The organism is Bacteroidia bacterium (assembly GCA_023228875.1).
In the GTDB taxonomy this organism is placed as follows: domain Bacteria; phylum Bacteroidota; class Bacteroidia; order NS11-12g; family UBA955; genus JALOAG01.
On record JALOAG010000012.1, the window covers coordinates 1 to 18,450 of the forward strand.

At 34.7% G+C, this 18,450-nt stretch carries 16 protein-coding genes; all 16 read left to right on the forward strand.

Annotation, left to right across the window (positions count from 1 at the left end; genetic code table 11):
• Nucleotides 1-95: 95 nt before the first annotated feature.
• Entirely contained in the window at nt 96-431 is a 336-nt protein-coding gene (locus tag M0R38_10390; GenBank protein ID MCK9482152.1) for a hypothetical protein, read from the forward strand.
• A 21-nt stretch (nt 432-452) separates the two neighbouring features.
• On the forward strand, nt 453-2,846 hold the full coding sequence (locus tag M0R38_10395) for an SLBB domain-containing protein (protein MCK9482153.1): 2,394 nt from the start codon (nt 453-455) through the stop codon (nt 2,844-2,846).
• Between the two features lie 11 nt (nt 2,847-2,857).
• Nucleotides 2,858-3,961 carry a Wzz/FepE/Etk N-terminal domain-containing protein gene (locus tag M0R38_10400; GenBank protein MCK9482154.1) on the forward strand — a complete coding sequence of 368 codons (1,104 nt, stop codon included), beginning with the start codon at nt 2,858-2,860 and terminating at the stop codon, nt 3,959-3,961.
• A 396-nt stretch (nt 3,962-4,357) separates the two neighbouring features.
• Nucleotides 4,358-4,531, forward strand: coding sequence for a hypothetical protein (locus tag M0R38_10405; GenBank protein MCK9482155.1), 174 nt, complete (start codon nt 4,358-4,360; stop codon nt 4,529-4,531).
• Entirely contained in the window at nt 4,532-5,587 is a 1,056-nt protein-coding gene (locus M0R38_10410; GenBank protein MCK9482156.1) for an acyltransferase, read from the forward strand.
• 3 nt (nt 5,588-5,590) lie between these two features.
• Nucleotides 5,591-7,033, forward strand: coding sequence for a lipopolysaccharide biosynthesis protein (locus M0R38_10415; GenBank protein MCK9482157.1), 1,443 nt, complete (start codon nt 5,591-5,593; stop codon nt 7,031-7,033).
• Nucleotides 7,034-7,343: 310 nt separating this feature from the next.
• Entirely contained in the window at nt 7,344-7,886 is a 543-nt protein-coding gene (locus tag M0R38_10420; protein MCK9482158.1) for a hypothetical protein, read from the forward strand.
• Nucleotides 7,876-8,832: a GNAT family N-acetyltransferase gene (locus M0R38_10425; GenBank protein ID MCK9482159.1), complete on the forward strand. Its 957-nt coding sequence runs from the start codon at nt 7,876-7,878 to the stop codon at nt 8,830-8,832. The genes M0R38_10420 and M0R38_10425 overlap by 11 nt, the downstream gene beginning before the upstream one ends.
• A 128-nt stretch (nt 8,833-8,960) precedes the next feature.
• Nucleotides 8,961-9,872 (forward strand): glycosyl transferase, encoded by a 912-nt coding sequence (locus M0R38_10430; GenBank protein MCK9482160.1) that lies wholly within the window; start codon nt 8,961-8,963, stop codon nt 9,870-9,872.
• A gap of 38 nt (nt 9,873-9,910) precedes the next feature.
• Nucleotides 9,911-11,074 (forward strand): hypothetical protein, encoded by a 1,164-nt coding sequence (locus M0R38_10435; GenBank protein MCK9482161.1) that lies wholly within the window; start codon nt 9,911-9,913, stop codon nt 11,072-11,074.
• Nucleotides 11,075-11,276: 202 nt separating this feature from the next.
• Nucleotides 11,277-12,440: a glycosyltransferase gene (locus M0R38_10440; GenBank protein MCK9482162.1), complete on the forward strand. Its 1,164-nt coding sequence runs from the start codon at nt 11,277-11,279 to the stop codon at nt 12,438-12,440.
• A gap of 18 nt (nt 12,441-12,458) precedes the next feature.
• Nucleotides 12,459-13,079 (forward strand): acyltransferase, encoded by a 621-nt coding sequence (locus M0R38_10445; protein ID MCK9482163.1) that lies wholly within the window; start codon nt 12,459-12,461, stop codon nt 13,077-13,079.
• A gap of 38 nt (nt 13,080-13,117) precedes the next feature.
• Nucleotides 13,118-14,143: a polysaccharide biosynthesis protein gene (locus tag M0R38_10450; protein MCK9482164.1), complete on the forward strand. Its 1,026-nt coding sequence runs from the start codon at nt 13,118-13,120 to the stop codon at nt 14,141-14,143.
• Nucleotides 14,144-14,149: 6 nt separating this feature from the next.
• On the forward strand, nt 14,150-15,301 hold the full coding sequence (locus M0R38_10455) for a capsular polysaccharide biosynthesis protein CapF (protein ID MCK9482165.1): 1,152 nt from the start codon (nt 14,150-14,152) through the stop codon (nt 15,299-15,301).
• Entirely contained in the window at nt 15,298-16,431 is a 1,134-nt protein-coding gene (gene wecB / locus M0R38_10460; GenBank protein ID MCK9482166.1) for a UDP-N-acetylglucosamine 2-epimerase (non-hydrolyzing), read from the forward strand. Before M0R38_10455 ends, wecB begins: the two co-directional genes overlap by 4 nt.
• 810 nt (nt 16,432-17,241) lie before the next feature.
• Nucleotides 17,242-18,405 carry a glycosyltransferase family 4 protein gene (locus M0R38_10465; GenBank protein MCK9482167.1) on the forward strand — a complete coding sequence of 388 codons (1,164 nt, stop codon included), beginning with the start codon at nt 17,242-17,244 and terminating at the stop codon, nt 18,403-18,405.
• Nucleotides 18,406-18,450: the final 45 nt, after the last annotated feature.

The window sequence follows — 18,450 nt, forward strand, 5'->3', positions numbered from 1 at the left end:
GCCACGCATTCCAATCAGGAATTGATAGAATTAAATACCATCGCATTGGAAGTGCAGACATTGCTCAACCTATTGAAAGTTGAAACACCATGAGGATGAAACAAGACATACCGGAACAAACGCTGGAAGACATCCGTCAAGCGTTGTATGATATAGACAGGCAACGGCTGGAACAAGACCTGCCCCCTGAAGAACGGGACACGTTGGAATTGTCGGCTGTGGCTTTACGGGATTTGGAGCGACTGTTGATTGCGAAAAAACAAAAGCAGTTGATCAAAGACCAGGAAGCCCTCACAGAAGAAATCACAGAACTGTCACGGATTATCCGGGCGCGCGTTACGCGTATGAACAGCGTACCTAAGGCCCTGGAATCTGTAGAAAAAATATTTAAAGAAATTGTCTTACTTTTGAAAGCTATAGGTAAGTGGTGAACATTGAAAAAATCATGAATCATGAACATATTTAAAACCCTATTAACTACAACCGTCTTGCTGCTTTGCACAGCAGCCGTTGCGTACGGACAATTGACAGACCAACAGGTCATCAATGAGGTACGCCGTATGCAGGCTACGGGAGCTTCTCAGCAACAGATTCTTACAGAGCTGGCTGCCAAAGGCGTCACCCGTGAACAGGCAGAACGCATACGGGAACAATATGAAGTAGGTCATGCGACAGAAACAGGTACTACCTTAAGTACGGACAGCCGTACACGGGATGCTTCGTACGACGGACCGGACGAGGTGATTGTCATTCAAGAAACAACGTCCCGCCGCCCGGGTGTGGTATTTGGAAAAGACTTGTTCTCTTCCCGCAACCTTACGTTCCAACCGTCCTTGAATATGCCCACACCGGAAAATTACCAACTGGGTGCCGGTGACGAAATCATCATAGACATATGGGGCAACAGTGAACTAAGCGTGCGTCAGACCATTACTCCCGACGGCACCATCAATGTACCCAACGTGGGACCCATTTACCTGACGGGACTGGAAGTAAAAGAAGCCGCCGCTAAAATCAAAGTTGCCTTCAGCCGCATTTATTCAGATTTAAGAGCGTCTAAACCGCAGACCTTTATCAAAACATCGGTAGGCAACATACGCAGCATTAAGGTTAACATTATGGGAGAAGTGGTGTTACCGGGTACGTATACCATGAGTTCGTTTGCATCGGTTTTCCATGGCCTGTACGCTGCTGGGGGCATCAACGATATTGGCAGTTTGCGTACGGTAAAATTGTATCGCAACGGACAAATATACAGTCAAATAGACGTGTACGACTACTTGCTGCACGGGGACAGCAGCGGCGATATCATCTTGAAAGAGAATGACTTGATAAAAGTAGAGCCGTACAGTAAACACATACGTATTGACGGACAAGTCAAACGCCCCATGGTGTATGAATTGTTGGAAGACGAACGCCTGGATAAGGTCATAGCGTATGCCGGAGGCTTTACCAGTCAGGCGTACAAGAAGAACGTACAGCTTACACGGTACGGCGATACACAGCGGAGGGTGTTTACGGTAGAAGCGGAGTATTACGCCGGTTTTGCTCTGCAAGACGGGGACAACATTCAAGTGGGTACCATTTTGGACAGGTATGAAAACAGGGTAGAAGTTGCAGGGGCTGTTTTCCGCCCCGGATATTATGCTTTGGACGAACGGGTACAAACGGTGTTGGACTTAGTACAGATGGCAGAAGGCCCTACGGAAGATGCCTTTTTAGGTAGAACCATCTTAAGGAGGGAAAACCCCGATTTAACACTGACCATCGAATCTTTGGACCTGCAGAAAATGTTGGCAGGAGATCTTCCTGACTACCCACTCCAACGGAACGACCGTCTGTTTATTATGTCAGAAAATTCCTTACGTCAAGAATATACGGTTACGCTAAGGGGTGAAGTAAGAGTGCCCGGTGAATATGATTATACGGAAAACATCAGTATAGAAGACTTGATTGTGAACGCCGGGGGATTGTTGGAATCGGCATCGTTGGTGAAGGTAGATGTGGCCCGTCGTCCGCGGGATCCGTTTGCCCAAGAAGCAACAGCTACGCGCAGTGAATTGTATACCTTTACCCTGGAAAACGGCCTGGTGATACATGGAGACAAAGACTTTGTCCTGGAGCCCTTTGATATTGTAACGGTACGGCGCTCTCCCGGATACGAAGTACAAGAAAACATTACCATACAGGGAGAAGTGGTCTTCCCCGGTACGTACACCAAGGAAGCCCGCAACGAACGTATTTCTTCTTATATACAGCGTGCAGGAGGTGTTACTCCCGGTGCTTATCTAAAAGGAGCTACCTTGTTGCGCCGGATGGACGAGCGGGAGCGTACTATGGCAGAACATACATTACGCCTGAGTATGCATTCAGGCAGGGATTCTATTGTGATAGATAGAATAGATATGGCCACAGGTCAGTATTACGTAGGGATTGACCTGCAAAAAATCCTGGACAAACCGGGTAGAAACGGAGATTTGGTCCTTAGATCCGGTGACGTACTCCAGGTTCCGGAAATGAACAACGTGGTGAGAATCACAGGTGGGGTGCTTTATCCCAATGTGGTAGCCTATAAAGAGGGTATGACCATCAGGGACTATATCAACAATGCCGGAGGGTATGCCGACCGGGCTAAACGCACCAAGGTGTATGTGGTGTATATGAACAATACGATTGAAAAAGGACAAGGATCCAAAGTAGAGCCGGGTTGTGAAATTGTAGTACCTTTAAGAAGGGAACGTCATTATAGTGGTGTATGGAGTGATATAGCAACAGCTACTTCTTCCATATTATCGGTAGCCTCTTTGACTATAATTATTTTATTAAACCTTAGCCGGATAGATTAACGTAATGTTAGATGATGGAAAAAGAAGATACTATTGACTTGATGGAGTTATTTCAAAAACTCTGGATTAAACGCAAATTGATTTTCATTATTACTGGTGCCTCTATGGTATTGGGGCTATTTGTAGCACTGTTCACGCCAAGTCAATATACCGCCAGTTGTACGTTAGTACCACAAATGGGAGAAAGACGTGCAAGCGGTAGTTTGGGTGGATTGGCTGCTATGGCAGGCATTAGTTTGGGGGATATTGGTCCAGGAGAAGTGCTTTCACCTACTGTATATCCCAATATTATTAAAAACGTAGAGTTTCAGAAAGAGTTGATTCATAGTTTGTATGTGTTTGAAGACTTGAAAGAGCCCATTACGTATTACAACTATGTAACCGACCCGCAGTATAGGAAATTCAGTTTATTGAGAACCATTAAAAAATATACCTTAGGCTTACCTGGAACCATTTTGGCAGCCATTAAAGGAGAATCGGATGGAAAATTTAAATCTGCTGAAAGTGATTTGCATTTGTCCAGGTTGACCTATAAAGAATATAAAGTGCTGGAACAGTTGTACAGAACCTTCTCACTTAGCTTATATCAAAAAGAAGGATATGTTCAAATGTACACCACCATGAGTGACCCATACTTGGCTGCACAAATTACCACCAAAGCCCAACATTTATTGCAAAAATATTTGACCGACTTTAAATTACAAAAAGTACAAGCCAACTTGGAATTTGTAGAAGGCAGTTATCAGGAAGCTAAGGCTAATTTTGAGGCCAAGCAGGAAGAGTTAGCTCGCTTTCGCGATGCCAACATAAACCTAACCTCGGCTGTTGCCCGAACTCGAGAAGAAAAGTTACAATCTGAATACACCTTGTTGCTGAGTGTTTATACCGAGTTGGCCAAACAAAAAGAACAGGCTAAAATAGCCGTTACAGAAACAACCCCCATCCTTACGGTTATAGAACCGGTAATTGTTCCTGTTGAAAAATCCAAGCCTTCTCGCGCAGGAATACTTTTAATTTATACTTTTCTGGGATTGTTTGTAGGAGTAGGGAGGGTGTTGGGATGGCCGATACTGAAAGATGCTTGGGTAAAGGTAAAGGTGAGGAAAGATAATTGATAAAGAAGAAAAGAATCGATAAATTATTAAGTGGAATTTTTCATCTTTTAAGACAAGGTTAGTGAGGAAATATTGTATTAGGTGTAGATTACTAAGATCTGGCCCAAGAAGCACAAAGGACGGGTTATAACCAGAGATTATCCTACTGGTGTCGTGTAAACGACAGAATAGGTGAGTACGTGGCCAATTAACTAATGAAAATTCAGCTAAGGAAAGGTGTCTAAGTATTAGACACCAAAGTATTGGTGCTAGGTTTTACGTTATAAGAGGATACCTCCTATGTGCGCAACACAAAACTATCAGTATTGTTCGTACACTAAAGAGTATAAAGCAAACTTAACGATTCTCGTCTCTTGAGCAAAACACGCTATTGCGGAACATGAATACGATAGAAAATTGCATAACAAGCTTTTCAGAGGAGAATTTGACGTGGTAATCTTTACTGTAGCTCATAATAACAGCGAAGAGCTGAATATTAAGATAATCACCAACGAAAATCGAATGATAAATGACGTAAAGGATTTTTTGCCAATGAAGTGGTGGATGAGAATTGTAGGACAGTATAGCTAAATGAGCGAACTTTTAATTAAAGAAAATAAATATCTGGGTGAGGTAGTTCTAATAAGACCTATTGCTACTCTTTTAATCGTTGTGCTTCATGCATTTACTATGTATGGGGGGGGGTGGATACTACCAGAAGGTATAAGTAATGTTAGAGTTTATTTTTGGATTGCAAGATTATCTAACAGCTTTGCTCTTGAGATGTTTGTTTTTTTATCTGGATATTTGTTTGCTCATCAAATATATAATTTGAGAAGGAAATTTACTTTTAAAAGATTGGTTAAAAATAAATTTAATAGATTAATAATACCAAGTATTGTTTTTAGTATACTTTATTCTTTACTGATTTATACAAAGCCCTTTAATATAGTAAGTTATGCATATGATATTTTAATGGGATTGGGGCATATGTGGTTTTTACCAATGCTTTTTTGGTGTTTTGTTTTCTCTTTTTTCATTTTTAAAATTAATATAAAAGAAGAAATCAAATTGATATTTTTGTTTTGTATTTCCATATGCTCTTTTATACCACTGCCATTACGTTTAAATTCCGCTATGTTCTACTTATTGTTTTTTTACTTAGGGTTTTATGTAATTAACAATAAACAGAAAATCATAAATAAATTAGCAAATAAAAAAGGCTTAATTGTTGGAACACTTAGTTTTGTTTTAATATTTATTGTTTCAACTTTACTTAGAGAGCATATATATAGTATTGAAGCAACTAGTATTATTAATAAGGCAGCAAACTGGTCAGTACTAAATTTTATTAGGATTATACTTGCTACAACAGGTTTACTTCTATTTTACGTTTTAATTAATTATTTAATCGAGGTAAAACAATACTCTACTCCCCAGTGGGTTTTAAAACTAAATATGTTTAGTTTCGGAATTTATTTGTTTCACCAATTTGTTTTAAAATATTTGTATTATGAGACTTTCTTACCAATGATGTTTGGAACATATTGGTTACCAATAGTAGGATTAGTTATAGCTTTAATTGCATCAATCGGACTATCAAATCTTTTTCTTAAAACAAGTTTAGGAAAGAGCTTAATAGGTTAAATAATGGGATTAAAAAAGAAAACTCTTTCTGGTTTTATTTGGACTTCAGCAGGAACATTAGGAAATGGTTTTGTAAGCTTACTAGTGACAATGATTCTTTCGAGAATCCTAATTCCTTACGATTTTGCTTTAATTGCTTTATTAAATGTTTTCTTAACGATTTCTAACGTAATTGTTGATAGTGGTTTTTCGCAGGCAATCATCAGAGATGATAACCCCAGCCAAACAGATCTGTCGTCTGTATTTTATTTCAATATACTATTATCTTTTTTTATTTATGGAATACTTTACTTTTTGGCTCCCAAGATAGGTTTATTTTATAATGCCCCTGAATTGACCATACTATCAAGGGTTATCTTTCTCGTGATAATCTTTAATTCATTCTCCATAATTCAAAATGCCACCTTAAATAGGGATCTTGATTTTAAGGTATTAAACAAATGTGCTGTTTTAGGAAGCTTTTTAGCTGCAATAGTCTCCATTATAATGGCATTCACAGGTTTCGGTATTTGGGCATTAGTGGCAAACAGTGCGTTATTGCCTTTCTTTAGAAGCGTTTTACTTTGGTATAGCTCTAAATGGCGACCAATAAAAAAATTTAGTTTCTCATCAATAAAAAGATATTTGAGCTTTGGGATTTTTTTAATGTTCCAAGGGGTTATCGACGCGATTTCAACTGATTTAATAAGCCTTGTAATTGGTAAAGTATATACCAAGAATGATTTAGGATATTATTCTCAAGGTAAAAAAATGGATGGATATATAGTTTCACCATTTAATTCAATAATAAGGAAAGTAACATATCCGATACTTTCGAAAATTAAAAATGAAGAAAGTAGATTGAAAGATGCATATAGACAGATAGTTAGTGTTGTGATGTTTGCGTTTCTACCCCTAATGTTTTTTACAATCGCTACTTCAAATAATATGATAATCACTTTTTTTGGTTCACAGTGGAAAGAAGCAGGAATATATTTAAAAATAGCGGCCTTCGGCGTATTATTATTTCCTTTACAAGAGATATGTGCAAATGTAATTTTGTTAAAAGGCAAAACTAAAGCTATGTTAAACGCTACACTAATTAAACAAGTAATACGAATTGTGCTTATTTTCTCATTTATCAATAAAGGAGTTGTAACATTAGCTATAGTTTTTGCAATCTCAAATTTTATAGGATGTGTTTTATACATTTATTTAGGTATGCATTACCTGAAATACAACTTTTATGAGTTAATTATTGATTTATATAAAACTATATTAGCGTCATTACTGTGTATAGGGGTTGTTGTTGTAACAGGAAATGTTATTAGTGATATAAATACTATTTTAGTATTTCTAATACAGGCTTTGGTTATGCTTGTGTCATATTTTATTATTTCCAAAATATTACGTAACAACAATTTTGCTGAATTGACATCAATTATTAAAACAATTTTTTTACAATGAGAAAAATTGAATAGAAATCCTCGAGTATTCTGACATAGAGTTGAGAATAAAGTATCATCAAGAATAAAGGTAAAAGTATTTGATTTTAATTTTTCTTTAAAGCAAATTAATTATTTGAAAAATAATTATGAAGTTTTTTTAAGACTTTTATCAACGCTAAAGAAAAAGCTTGACATCAAAATAATTTATTGGCAATACTCTAGAATTGATGTAGTGGCTAATATGGTTTTAAAAAAACACATATATATACTCAAAAATGTATTTAAAAAAAAAGATTAAATCCATTCTAAGCAGGCTTGGAATACGGAGCATGAAATTGTACGTAATGCAAACCGAAATCGATATAGATGCAATCAACAGCAGAATTTCTCTTTTATTCAATTCTTTCCCATATCAAATAATGGAGCTTTCTTATGAGGATTTTTTAAAAGGGGAGAAAAGTTTTTATACAAAAAAGAAATTAAATAAATACAAAAAGTGGTTTAAGGATAGCAATCGAAAAGCTTACGGTGTTATTATTGATAATAAATTGGTTTATTCCTCGTGGGTCTGCCTTGATAAGGTTGAAATCACTAACAAAACTTCTTTAAAAAGTTATGAAAACGTTGGATTACTCCAAGAGGACTATTGTAGTATAAAGTATAGAGGAAGAGGATTGCAAAAATATTCTATCTTGATGAGAGTAAAGGTCGTATATGGAAAAGGTAGAGATAAGGCGATAGGAATAGTCAGAATTGATAATACACCATCTATTAAAGCTTTTGAAAATGGAACGTTTAAAATAGTTGACACTATTGAGTTAATAAGTCTTTTTGGTAAAGAATTTGTAAGAAAAATAACATATGATTGTTGATAAAGAAAAATTTTTTGAAATCCAATCTAAAATGGATTTCATTTCATATGATCAAGCTTTAGGTTATCATGATTTATATGGTAATAGAGAAATAGTCTATTTTGTTGATAACATTAATGAGCCCAATCTTTGTGTTTGGGCTGTTATTAATAGGAAGTTCAAATTTTTATCAATATTGAAAATAACTGGTGAATCGTTTAGTAAACAAGTTACTCATAAGATCTATAGTAAGTTTTATAAACATATAATTGAAGAATCAGAACAGCACGATATTATAACCATAGTTAATAACAATAAATACTCGATAGATTTTGAAATGGGAATAAGATTAGCAGGCTTTATAAGACCAATAGCTTTTTTTGATAGCCCACTTTCGATAGTAATGGATTTTAATAAAGAAAATATAAGAAGCAGGAATTGGCGAAGAAATGTGGAAGTTGCAAAAAAAAACAATCTGGACTTCAAGTATATCACAAACCCTACACAGGATGATATTGTAGTTTTTGTAAAAATGTGTAATGAATTATCAGAACGTAAGGGGCTCGGATCTTATATAAATGAAGAAAATATTTCCAACATGCTTCTTGATGAAAACTATTATCTGTTTTTTGTTTATATCGACGATTTACCACTAGCTGGTAGAATTGTATACGTGCATAGGGAGCACAGTTATGACGTTTATGCAGCTAATTCTAATAAAGCTATAGAAAATAGAGGTACTACCTATTTTATGATGGAGTCAATATTTGAGTTCTTAAAATCTTTGGGAGTTAATTATTTTGACTTTGGAAGAATAGGGATAGGACACAGTGATGGTGTAGCCTCGTTTAAGTTATATTCGGGTGGCGAAGTTATTAATTATAATTCATCATGGGAATATAGTAATAATATATTCTTATCATCATTGGTGTCTATTGTTAGAAGTATCCGTTCAAAAAGATATTAGAAACCGAGAGACGGTTTTATAATAGACTTGACATTCTCCCTAACTCTTCAACGTAAAACAACTAATTTAGGTGCTGATAGTCAATTATTTACTTACGAAGATGAAGGCATATGTAAAATGATAATACAATGAAATTTAACAAATTATTTCATACTCAATTTAATTCAAGAGTTAATATTGCAAGTCAAGATATTTTCAATCTTGAAAAATCAAAATCAATATTTGAATTGTCTTCTTCTAACTTGATATTTAAATATAAGCCTGTTGTTACTATTGCAGATCCTTTTCTGTTTGTGGATGATGATAGACTTTATCTGTTTTATGAAGAACAGGTTAGTTTAGGAGGAAAAGGTGTTATAAAGATGAGGTGGACTACAGATTTAGTTAATTGGTCATTTCCAATCACAGTACTGAAAGAGAGTTTCCATCTTTCATATCCAAATGTGTTTAAATTTAATGATTGTGTTTATATGATGCCAGAAACTGGTAGTGATAAATCTGTTAGATTGTATAAACCTAATAATGATTTTACTCAATGGACATTATATAAAACTATATTATCAAATAAGAAGTATGTTGATAGCTCTATTATATTTAAGGATAATATATATTTCTTATTTACAACTTTGTGTGAGGATAACAAGTATAAGTTAATGCTATTTTGTTCGGAAAAGATTGATGGGAAATATGAGCTGCACCCTAAATCACCTATTGCAATTGGAAATAATAACGGACGCTGTGGTGGATCGGTTTTTGAGTATGAGGGTAAATTATATAGGCCAACACAGATTTGTGAGAACTATTATGCAGAAGGATTGAAGATTAATGAAATTTTATTTTTGACAAAAAATAATTACTCAGAAAAATATTTAAAAACTATTATTCCAAATAACGACGAATTTTATTCTTTAGGTGGTCATCATTTTAGTTTTGTTTTTTTTAAAGAGGAAATTATTATTGCTACTGATGGTCTATCACTAAGTCTGAATTTCTGGGAAGTTGGTAGAAGAGTGCATAGAAAACTAAAAGGATTAGTTTAAGAGTATTCCTTTTTCAGCATATTAAAAACATTAAAATAATGACTTGTAAAATCGATAAATTAGTCTGCTACTTGCTAATGATTTTTACTGCTCTTTATTTTGCCCAAAGTGTAATCTTTGGTGTAGGAGCTATATATAGTAGATTACTTTTGGTTATTATTTTAGGGGGCTCGGCTGTTTATTTTATAAAAGTATTCTTGAATAGAAGATATATAACTAATACTGTGAAAATATGGACCGTTTTTTTACTGGTTAACACGCTATTCTTTATTTTTACTGGGGATTTTAACAATATAAGTGACTTTAATATTTATAAGACAGTTTTATTGAATTTCCTGCCATTTTATGCTTTCTATTACTTTGCGAAGAAGAAGATTCTCACAAAAAAAATATTGCTCCTGTTCTTTGCTATAGCGTTACCTCTATTTATTATGCAATTTATAGACTCGCTTACCACTTTACAGATTGAACGGAATAGAGAAGATGTTGTAAGTAACGCTATATATATATTTATTGGGCTATTGCCTTTTGCATTCTTTTTCAAGAACAAATTGTTGTCTGTAGCATCATTGTTGCTTATCTGGTTTTTTATGGTTCAAAGTAATAAGCGTGCTGCAATAGTTGCCGGTATATTTGCTATATTAATATTTATCTATCAAACCTTTTTTGTATCAAAATTTAAATATAAAATTCATACTTTCTTTATTGGTCTATTTGTATTAATTGGGGTAACGTATGTTGGAATTAAAGTTTATGAGGAAAATGAATTTTTACAATATAGGATGAAGCTCGCCTTTAGTGGTGATTTATCAGGAAGAGATAGGATAATTGATACACACTTTAATACATGGTATTATAGTGATAGTTTTAGCACCTTATTTTTTGGTTTAGGTTACAATTCCTCTTCAAGGCTAGTAGATCTAGCTGCTCATAACGACTGGATGGATATGTTAGGTAGCTTTGGATTATTTGGTCTATTTATATATCTTTTATTATGGTATTATGTCACAAATGAGATATTTACAGGCAACTGGGATAAGAATAAAAAAGTAATAATGATTTTATATTTAGGATTATCTTTTATGGCATCACAGTTTTTTAGATGGTATTGTAGTCCTTTTTCGTTTATGAACTATATGATTTTGCCATATCTGATTGCAAATAAAAATGAACCAATATTTATAACCAATCCTTCTAAATAGAATTAGATCGAGAGGATGAAAGTTGCAGTACATAATCTGATAGCACACAAATAACCGTAGGGGTGTATTTAACAATGTTCATGGAAGAATTAAACTTTTGCAGGTTGATAATAGTATTGGTATTGTTTTTAACGTACTACAGTGATTCTTTAGCAACGTAATAACCAACCTATTATCAATAACCTTTTTCTACTAAATGCATATGAAAGTATTAATAGTTATACCATCTTTTTCCAATGGAGGGACAATTACTTCATTAAAAAATTTGGTGTCACAGTTAGATATTTCAAAATATAAGATTGACGTTTTTGCTATTACTAATTCTGGCCCAAACAGAGAATATATAGCTAAGTATACTAACGTTTTGGGTCCTAGTTTAAATGATGAAAAGATAAAACCTACTATTAAAGTTTCATTAAAGCGGTCTATCTATAAATCAGTTAAGTCAATTAAGAAAGGATTAGAAAAAATCGGAATTGATGTTTCACCTATAATATTTAAAATTCTAGTTAATAAATTAGAAAAATTCAATTACAATTTAGTGATAGGGTTCCAAGAAGGGCAAGTGACAAGATTTGTGAGTTACTTTAAAAGTATTAGGAAGGTAGCATGGGTTCGATGTGATTATAGTAATATGTTACGTATTTCTGGAATCAAACCACAGCATATACTTTATTCAAAAATAGATAAAATTGTATGTGTAAGTGAGTATACAAAAGCAGTATTTGTAAATCTCCTTCCAGAAACTCGAAATAAAACTATCGCTTTGCATAATCTGATATCATATAATAGTATTATTAAAAAATCAGAGGAGACAAAAGAGCTTGATCCCAGGTTCTTTTTTAATGGTTTTAAAATTGTTTCATTGGGTCGTATAGATCCGGTAAAAAGATTCTCCTTAATACCAGAAATAGTATCAAAATTAAAAAAAAGAGGGCTTTCGTTCCGATGGTATATTCTAGGAGGAGGTGAAACAATTGAGAAACAATTACTTATTAATAATATCAAAATAAATAATGTTGAGAAGGAGTTAATATTATTGGGCGAAAAAACGAATCCATATCCATATATAAGAGAATCTCACTTATTAGTCTCAACATCTTTATCTGAAGCATGTCCTAATGTAATAAACGAAGCTAAAATATTAGGTACTCCTATTGTAGTAGCTGATTTTGGGTCAGTATATGAATTTATCGATGATAATGTGAATGGGATAGTTTCTCCAATAGAAACAATTGCAGATAAAGTTGAGATAATGATTACAGATAAAGAATTGTATTGTTTAATAAAGACCAATATTTCTAATTTTAGATATAATAATGATAGAATTCTGGATGTTTGGTATAATAAAATCTTGGTTATTTAATTATTAATTCTGCGAAAAATGAAATATTTGTTACTGAAAGCTTTAAGGCTACTTAGTTTCATATATGACAAGATGCATTCAATAAGAGCATTTTACCAGAAAAACAGTTTTGCTAAATGTGGCAAAAATGTAAGCGTGGGACATAAATGTGATTTTATCTTATCTAATATATATTGTGGTGACAATGTAACTATTGGAGATAGAGCTTCATTTATTGCTTCAATTGCAAATATATATATTGGTAATTATGTAATGTTTGGCCCTAATGTTACAATTCGCGGTGGCAATCATAGAACCGATATAAAAGGTAAATATATGATACAAATCAAAGCAGATGAAAAGCTTCCTGAAAATGATGAAGATGTAATTATTGAAGATGATGTTTGGGTTGGATGTAATGTAACAATATTAAAAGGAGTCGTAATTGGAAGAGGTTCAGTAGTAGCTGCAGGTGCATTAGTTAATAAAAGTTGTCTTCCTTATTCAATAATTGGTGGTGTTCCTGCTAAGATGCTGAAAACAAGATGGGAAAATTTAGATGATATAATTGAACATGAACGTTTATTATACACAGAAAATGAAAGATTGACAAGAAAACAAATTGAAGATATTTTCAACAATTGTTTTAATAATATATAAGACTACTTGTTTTTTCTAAATTATGTTTGATTTAAGATATGTCACTTTTTACAAATAAAACGTTATTAATTACTGGGGGTACTGGCTCCTTCGGCAATGCAGTGCTAAATCGATTTTTAGGTACTGATATTAAAGAGATTCGTATTTTCAGTCGCGATGAAAAAAAACAGGATGATATGCGTCATGTGATTCAAAACCCTAAAGTTAAGTTCTACATTGGGGATGTGCGAGATAAGCGCTCTGTGGATACTGTTATGCGTGGGACAGATTGTGTGTTTCATGCGGCAGCGCTTAAGCAGGTGCCTTCGTGTGAATTTTTCCCAATGCAGGCTGTGCGCACCAATGTGATTGGAACGGAGAATGTGTTGGATTCGGCAAGTGAACATGGGGTTAAAAATGTGGTGGTGCTGAGTACCGATAAGGCGGCATATCCGATCAATGCGATGGGGATAAGCAAGGCGATGATGGAGAAGGTGGCGGTTGCTAAGGCTCGTTCATTAGGTAACAATGGCGCAACAAAAATTTGTGTGACGCGCTATGGCAATGTGATGGCCAGCAGAGGGTCGGTGATACCCTTGTGGATTGAACAGATTAAAGCGGGTAATCCGATTACGATTACAGATCCCAACATGACACGTTTTATGATGACACTGGAGGATGCAGTGGACCTTGTGCTATATGCATTTGAGCATGGTAACCAGGGTGATTTGTTTGTGCAAAAGGCTCCAGCTGCCACGTTAGATGTACTGGCAGAATCGCTTAAAGAACTGTATAGTGTTGATACTGAAATAAAGGTAATTGGGACACGTCATGGTGAAAAGTTGTATGAAACACTGGTTACCCGTGAAGAGATGTTCCGATCGGAAGATATGAGTAACTATTTCAGGATACCGGCCGATGCACGTGATTTGAACTACGATAAATTCTTCGTAGAAGGGCAGCAAGACATGACACAAGTGGAAGATTATCATTCTCACAATACACATCGACTAAGCAAAGAGGAGATGAAGCAGTTGTTGTTGCAATTGGATATGGTGCGACAGGATGTAACAGATAAAAGATAATATTTTATGAAGGTATTGATAACGGGTGCCTATGGGTTTATTGGGAGAAATTTGCAAGCTGAATTGCTGAATATTTCACAGGGGAAAACTATGGTGCATGCTGTAAAAAGCCCATTGGAAATTCTTCCCTTTGATATTGAAACAGATCCTACGTTACTGGCTGATTACTGTACTAAAGCAGATTTTGTTTTTCATCTGGCGGGCGTTAATAGGCCCAAAGAGGTTGGAGAGTTTATGGAGGGGAATTTTGGCTTTACCTCCACGCTGCTGGATGCTTTGGAACAGGTCGGGAACCGTTGTCCTGTGATGATTTCTTCGTCTATCCAAGCGGCACTAGATAATCCTTACGGCATTTCAAAGAGGGCTGGTGAGGATTTGCTATTTGATTATTCTAAGCGTACGGGTGCTTCAGTATTTGTTTACCGCTTTCCAAATGTATTTGGGAAATGGTGTCGCCCTAACTATAACAGCGCAGTGGCTACTTTTTGCTACAATATTGCAAATGGTTTGCCTATTCAGGTAAATGACCCAAAAGTGGTAATGAACCTTGTTTATATAGACGATGTGGTGAACGAGTTATTGAATGCGCTTATTGGTACTCCTAACCGCGACGGAAAGTACTGTAAAGTACCTGTAGAGTATCAGGTTGAACTAGGACAAATAGTGGAATTGCTCTACTCTTTTAAAGAGAGCCGTGAGAATTTGTACGTACCCGATTTGGCAGAGCCTTTAGTTAAAAAACTCTATTCAACGTATCTTAGCTACCTGCCAACAGATTCATTCTCTTATCCTCTTACCATGCATAAAGATCAGCGCGGTTCATTTACAGAGTTTTTGAAAAGTCCGGAGCGAGGCCAGGTTTCTGTGAATATCTCTAAACCGGGGATTACCAAAGGAGAGCATTGGCATCATACCAAGAACGAGAAATTTTTGGTGGTAAGCGGCAAAGGTGTTATCAGGTTTAGAAAGGTTATAGATGAAAGAGAGATACAAGAATATTTTGTATCCGGTGACAAACTAGAGGTTGTAGATATACCTGTTGGATATACCCACAACATAGAGAACCTGGGCAATACAGACATGGTTACCATAATGTGGGCTAATGAATCGTTTGACCCCAATAATCCAGATACGTATTTTGAAAAAGTAGAAATATGAAGAAATTAAAAATAATGACTGTAGTGGGTACAAGGCCAGAGATTATTCGACTTGCTTGTGTGTTGCAGAAGCTGGATGTATCGGAAGCGATTGACCATACGTTGGTACATACCGGTCAAAATTACGACTACGAGTTAAACGAAATATTCTTTGAAGATTTAGGGCTTCGTAAGCCCGATTTCTTTTTAGAAGCAGCAGGTAAGAATGCCACAGAAACTGCAGGACAGATTCTTATTAAAATTGATCCGGTGCTGGAACAGGTGCAGCCGGATGCTTTCTTGGTTCTGGGTGATACCAATTCCTGTCTTTGTGCTATTGCCGCCAAGAAACGCCACATTCCCATTTTCCACATGGAGGCGGGCAACCGCTGTTTTGACCAGCGGGTGCCGGAAGAAAGCAACAGAAAGATTGTGGACCATATTGCCGATATTAATCTTACCTACAGCAGCATTGCACGTGAATACCTGTTACGTGAAGGCATATCGGCCGACAGAATTATTAAGACCGGAAGCCCCATGTTTGAGGTGCTGACAAAGTACCTGCCGGTCATTGAGAAATCTGATGTACTGGATAGGTTTAATCTTAAAAAGGGCGAGTACTTTGTAGTATCCTCACACAGAGAAGAAAACATCAACAACCCAAAGAACTTCACAGGGTTGATTGAAACATTAAATGTTATTGCAAAAAAATATGGTTATCCTGTGATTGTAAGTACACACCCACGTACTCGGAAGATGCTGGAAGAAAAAGAAGTGACGGTAAACTCGCTGGTTCAATTCTTAAAGCCACTCGGCTTTACAGATTATAATGCATTGCAGGTAAACTCTTTCGCAGTTCTTTCCGACAGCGGAACCATAAGTGAAGAAAGCTCTATCCTAAACTTTCGTGCACTGAACATTCGCGAAGCTCATGAACGTCCCGAAGCTATGGAAGAAGCCTCGGTCATGATGGTGGGGCTGTGCTCTGAACGAATTCAACAAGGGTTGGTACAGTTACAATATCAGAAGATAGGCGCTGAACGCAATTTTCGACAAGTTGTTGATTACAGTATGCCCAATGTGAGTGATAAGGTGGTGCGAATCATATTGAGCTATGTGAATTATGTTAAGAGAGTGATTTGGGGTGAATAAGGTTGTTAAAATAGCATTATTGAGTGATATAGCACTATTCGGCAAATTCTCTTTAAGCAGTAAACCTTAAAAGATTCTATAGAAAGTAACAGAAGTTCTAAAATTATTTGTTTTTGTAGTTTTAATTTTTTGAAATACCCTTCACTAACGAAAGTACTATAAGATATGTTAGCAAATCTGCAAATAAAAAAACGAGTCCAGAGAATATTGATTTATAAAAAATTTTAGGTATTAATGCCGTATATTTTGCAAACAATCATATGTTTGATTTTGGATATGAATCATTTGAATTTACAAAAAGGACTTTGTTAGAAAATGGGATTAAATATTTTGGAGTTGAATGCAAAGAACTAAAAATTGAATTATAAGGAAATAATATATCGCTTAATGATTACTGTTATCCTCAACGAAATCTACTAATATCACATTAAAGTGACTCAGTGTTTTAGATTTTAAATTTATCGAAAAGAGAATAATTGAAGACAAAGCTTTGGGCTTTTTAGTAAATTGAATCTTTGTGCTGGTTATGTTATTAACGATTATATAGAATTAGTAGAAAAATTATCATCAATTTAGCCCTATGTGTTTTATGGCCACTATCCTCATGTTGTGCAAGGTATTGAAAAATATGGAAACTTATTTATAGTTTATAATTAATGTGTAGCAAATTGCTTAATGCATATCCCCAAGGGAGAGAAATTAGAAGAGATTTGAATTGGTATCTTGGGAGATTGAAGAATAATACATTTTAAATAATCTTGAACAGATATAAGAATAAGAAAAAAATAAATTAGCAATTATTAATTATTTATGAACAAACATTTAGAGATAGCAATTGTTAATACAATGCCATTCCCTTCAGGAGCCGCCTCTGTTAACAGGATACTCTCCTATTCAAGAGGTTTGGTTGAGCTAGGTAATAATGTAATTGTTTACTCTACCTATTTTGGTAAAGACCTTGAAATACACAGTATTAATAATATAAAATATAGAGCCTTAAGAAGAAAAACGAATTCTTATATTAGGAATAAGTTGTCATTATTTGAGTCGCTGTTCAGAATCATTGCACTGCTTTTATCATCAAATAATAAGACACAAGTTATAATTTTGGTTTCAAACAGTTTGCTCTTAATTTATCCATTATATTTTATTTGTAGAATACAAAAAATAATATTCATACAAGAGAAAAGCGAGTTTCCTTTCGTTTTGTATAAAAAATCTAATTTGGGTAAACTCTACTCCAGTTTTTATGTGAATACAACCTATAAATTATTTGATGGATTGATAATAATGACATACAAACTTGAGGAATATTTCAAAAATAAAATTAAAGAAAATAGTAAAACAATTGTAATTCCAATGACTGTTGAACCTAATAGGTTTAATATTGAATCAAAAAATAATTTAGGAGAATATATTGCATATTGTGGAGATATCGGAGGAAATAAAGATGGGGTTCAAAATTTAATTACTTCATTCAGCTATTTAGCAGATGATTTTCCAACTTTACGACTTTTATTGATTGGTGACAGTAAAAATCCTAACGAACTTGTTAATCTTAAAATTCATGTCCAAAAAATAAAATGCAAAAACGTTATTTTTTATGGAATGGTACCAAGAGATGAGATTCCACCTCTACTATGTAATGCTAAAGTTTTAGCTTTAGCTCGTCCAAGTAGTTTACAATCAACAGGTGGGTTCCCGACTAAACTAGGAGAATATTTATCAACAGGCATACCAACGATAGTGACAAAAGTTGGTGATATACCACTATATTTAAAAGATAATGAAAATGCATTCCTCGTTAATCCTGATGATAATAAGGCATTTGCTGCAAAGATAAGATTTGTATTAAATAATTATGATAAAGCCTTAAGTGTTGCTAAGAATGGAAAACGACTTGTTTATGACACATTTAACTATAAAGTTCAAGCAGAAAGAATCGAGAAATATTTATTAGAATTAATTACATAGACTTACTGAAACATAGAATAGTATTAATTTCTAAAGTGGTAGCCA

Bases quoted from the DNA above. Each gene is read 5' to 3' on its own strand.
- M0R38_10465 (MCK9482167.1), top strand. From the start codon at position 17,242: ATGAACAAACATTTAGAGATAGCAATTGTTAATACAATGCCATTCCCT.
- wecB (MCK9482166.1), top strand. From the start codon at position 15,298: ATGAAGAAATTAAAAATAATGACTGTAGTGGGTACAAGGCCAGAGATT.
- M0R38_10430 (MCK9482160.1), top strand. From the start codon at position 8,961: ATGAAATTTAACAAATTATTTCATACTCAATTTAATTCAAGAGTTAAT.
- M0R38_10400 (MCK9482154.1), top strand. From the start codon at position 2,858: ATGATGGAAAAAGAAGATACTATTGACTTGATGGAGTTATTTCAAAAA.
- M0R38_10410 (MCK9482156.1), top strand. From the start codon at position 4,532: ATGAGCGAACTTTTAATTAAAGAAAATAAATATCTGGGTGAGGTAGTT.
- M0R38_10455 (MCK9482165.1), top strand. From the start codon at position 14,150: ATGAAGGTATTGATAACGGGTGCCTATGGGTTTATTGGGAGAAATTTG.
- M0R38_10445 (MCK9482163.1), top strand. From the start codon at position 12,459: ATGAAATATTTGTTACTGAAAGCTTTAAGGCTACTTAGTTTCATATAT.
- M0R38_10450 (MCK9482164.1), top strand. From the start codon at position 13,118: ATGTCACTTTTTACAAATAAAACGTTATTAATTACTGGGGGTACTGGC.
- M0R38_10425 (MCK9482159.1), top strand. From the start codon at position 7,876: ATGATTGTTGATAAAGAAAAATTTTTTGAAATCCAATCTAAAATGGAT.
- M0R38_10435 (MCK9482161.1), top strand. From the start codon at position 9,911: ATGACTTGTAAAATCGATAAATTAGTCTGCTACTTGCTAATGATTTTT.
- M0R38_10415 (MCK9482157.1), top strand. From the start codon at position 5,591: ATGGGATTAAAAAAGAAAACTCTTTCTGGTTTTATTTGGACTTCAGCA.
- M0R38_10395 (MCK9482153.1), top strand. From the start codon at position 453: ATGAACATATTTAAAACCCTATTAACTACAACCGTCTTGCTGCTTTGC.
- M0R38_10440 (MCK9482162.1), top strand. From the start codon at position 11,277: ATGAAAGTATTAATAGTTATACCATCTTTTTCCAATGGAGGGACAATT.
- M0R38_10420 (MCK9482158.1), top strand. From the start codon at position 7,344: ATGAAATTGTACGTAATGCAAACCGAAATCGATATAGATGCAATCAAC.
- M0R38_10390 (MCK9482152.1), top strand. From the start codon at position 96: ATGAAACAAGACATACCGGAACAAACGCTGGAAGACATCCGTCAAGCG.